Origin of the sequence: Mobilicoccus massiliensis (genome assembly GCF_000826525.2) — a bacterium.
Lineage (GTDB): Bacteria > Actinomycetota > Actinomycetes > Actinomycetales > Dermatophilaceae > Mobilicoccus > Mobilicoccus massiliensis.
On the sequence record NZ_LN651317.1, the window covers coordinates 1 to 2,642 of the forward strand.

Genomic DNA, 2,642 nt, shown 5'->3' on the forward strand with positions numbered 1-2,642 from the left:
CCTTCACTCACACTGCGGCGACATCCCACCCATCGAGTACGAAGACCTGTTCTACGCTGAACACGCCAGCGCCCCGGCACCCGCCGGGGCGGCACAACCCGCTCTCCACTGAACCCGGGGCGATCCAATGTCCCACCGTGATGCCCTGCCCCAAGGTGAGCTCAGCGTGGACCCGCCGACCGCCATAGGTACCCCGGGAGTCGATGTGGACCTGCGTGATCACCTCGGTCAGCCACGCGTGGCGCACCGCGCGCTCGGACGGGGCCCGCCTCAACCGGGCGTAGTAGCCGGACTCCGAGACAGCCAGGACACGGCAGGCCACCTGCGCGGGGATTTTCTCGGCGACCATCACCTCGACCGCCGAGAACCGCCTATTGGGCTCGCGTCCTCCCGCAGCAGTTCCACTGCCCGGTGAGCCGCTCTCAGCTCCGTTTCAAGCTGCGCGATCCGGGCCTTCGCGGCCGTCAGCTCGGACTTCTCCTGGCTCGTCAGCCCGGGCAGTAGACCCTTGTCGATCCGGTCCTGACGTCGCCAGGCGTAGATCGACTCCTGGCTGATGTCCAGGTCGCGCGCCACCTGCGCGACACTTCGGCCCGCTTCGAGAAGGTCCAAGACCTTACGCCGGAACTCCGGTGGGTAACCTCGCCGTCCCACAACGACCTCCTGATGTCAGGACACCAGAATCCAGAATCACCGACACCGCAGAACCCGGTACACACCAGACCTGGGTGACACCGAGACCGCCGATGTGCAACGTCCACCCGTGCCGATCCCGGCTGCGACCCGGGCACGTGTCTCCGCCACCGAAGGCCGGGCAAGGCGGAGTCACCGCCCGGACTCGGGATGGACCGTCCATCCGCGGGCCAGACCTGCGGCCACCGACACCCCGCCGATGCGGGATGCCACGGGGGCGTCGGACCAGCCCGGCCCCCAGACGACCGTGCCGGTCTCGACGTCGACGACCGCCAGCCGGGTGTCGCCCGAACCTGTGTCGGGAGACCCGTGGAGGAGGTACGTCGAGGGGCCCGTCCACGCAAGACCCGACCAGGGACCACTGGGAAGTCGTCGACGGCGAGGGGGTGCCCCCCGTTCGAAGACGATGAGGTCCGACACGCCGTCCTCCACCTCGTCGAACGCCACGACGAGTCGACCGTCGGGCGACCATGCGTGCGCCCAATCACGAGCCACCGCGGGGCGGACGACGCCCAGCCGCTCGACCACATGACCCTTCAGGTCGGTCAGTTCGATGCGGCCCGACGACCGCACCACCGCGAGGCGCCTGCCGTCGGGCGCCACACTGACCGAGATGACGTCCGCCCCCAGCCCGGCGTCGAGGCAGTCCCCCGTCGTGACATCCACGCGAACGACCCTTCCACGTCTCGCCGCGTCCCACAGTGGCGTGAGGTTCGCATCCTGATCGCGCACGTAGACGCTGCGACCGTCCGGCGAGAACTCGAGCGGCCACACGTCGCGCTGCGGATGCTCGGTCACCCGGATGGCCCTTGTCGCCCCGGACCGCGCGTCGACCAGCACCACCTCTCCTTGCCACGAGATCGATCCCACCGCGAGAACGGTGCCGTCGTCCGAGACGATCGCGGGCGCAGGCGAGCCATAGTTCTTTCGGGCGTCAGAGGTCGCCAATGCCCTCATCCCGCCGAAGTGCTCGTCGAGAGTGACCTGCCGCGACGGCTCGTCGGGACGCCAAAGGACCTGCACCTCGACACAGGTGTACGTCATCGAGACGCGCCCGGTGGGCATGAACTCCAGGGTCGGACTCAAGGGCCGGTACCCCGGCAACGTCGCAGGAAGAGAGACCGGCGAAGGCGTTCCAGCGGGCGAGACCGCCCCGGGTCCTCCCGGCCGGGCCACGACCGTGAGGCCGACCAGACCCGCGGCCGCGGCGGCGCCTGCGAGCAGGCCTCGCCTCGACAGACGGCGGCGTGCGATGTCGTCGGCCGGATCGGCGTCCCCGTCCCGGATGAGGCGGGGAGCCAACCGATCGAGCGAGTCGGGCGTGGGCACCTCGATCGTGTCGACGAACGCCCGCAACCGGGCGACCACGGCGTCGTCGGAGCGTGTGTCATCCATCGAGGTCCTCCTTGAGACGCATCAACGCCCGTGCGGCGCGCGACTTGACGGTGCCGGGGCGGCAGCCGAGAGCCGCAGCGACGTCCTTCTCGGACAGGTCCAGGTAGTAACGGAGAAAGACGACGGCGCGCTGCTCAGGGTCGAGCCGTCCGAGGGCCCGCCGCACGTCCACGTGCATCGACGGGTCCGGGGAATGGAAGGCCTCCTCCGGGTGTTGCCGCTCCAGGTAGCCACGCGCCACGATCCGCCGACGGACCCAGGACCGCGAACGGTTGACCACCGCCGTCCGCAACCGGGCCGGCCCATCCACCACCGAGTCCCCGGCACGCACGAGGTCGGCGAACGCGTCCTGCACGATCTCCGACGCGGCATCGATGTCGCCGGTGACCACGGCGGCCAGACGCCCCAGCGGCGCCCGCTCGCGCTCGTAGAGGTCGGACACCTCCCACGAGCGCGACACGTCCTTGCCCCCCACGCCTCATTCCTCCCCGATGTCCCCGATGTCCCCGATCATCGTCACACCCGTAGGTCGCGATGCCGTCATGCTCGGTTCC

The 2,642-nt window shown here is 69.8% G+C and carries 3 protein-coding genes; all 3 read right to left on the reverse strand.

What is annotated here, in order from left to right; all coding sequences use genetic code 11:
* Positions 1 to 348: 348 nt before the first annotated feature.
* The 3 genes from BN1197_RS00095 to BN1197_RS00105 all read right to left on the reverse strand — a co-directional run bounded on the left by BN1197_RS00095 (position 349) and on the right by BN1197_RS00105 (position 2,563).
* Complete coding sequence (locus tag BN1197_RS00095; RefSeq protein ID WP_040155180.1) at positions 349 to 654, reverse strand: transposase; 306 nt, start codon at positions 652 to 654, stop codon at positions 349 to 351.
* A gap of 171 nt (positions 655 to 825) precedes the next feature.
* Positions 826 to 2,088 carry a WD40 repeat domain-containing protein gene (locus tag BN1197_RS00100; protein WP_040155182.1) on the reverse strand — a complete coding sequence of 421 codons (1,263 nt, stop codon included), beginning with the start codon at positions 2,086 to 2,088 and terminating at the stop codon, positions 826 to 828.
* Positions 2,081 to 2,563 carry a sigma-70 family RNA polymerase sigma factor gene (locus tag BN1197_RS00105; protein ID WP_217991122.1) on the reverse strand — a complete coding sequence of 161 codons (483 nt, stop codon included), beginning with the start codon at positions 2,561 to 2,563 and terminating at the stop codon, positions 2,081 to 2,083. Before BN1197_RS00105 ends, BN1197_RS00100 begins: the two co-directional genes overlap by 8 nt.
* Positions 2,564 to 2,642: the final 79 nt, after the last annotated feature.

Excerpts from the sequence above, each read along its gene's own strand:
- BN1197_RS00100 (WP_040155182.1), bottom strand. The coding sequence starts at position 2,088 with ATGGATGACACACGCTCCGACGACGCCGTGGTCGCCCGGTTGCGGGCG.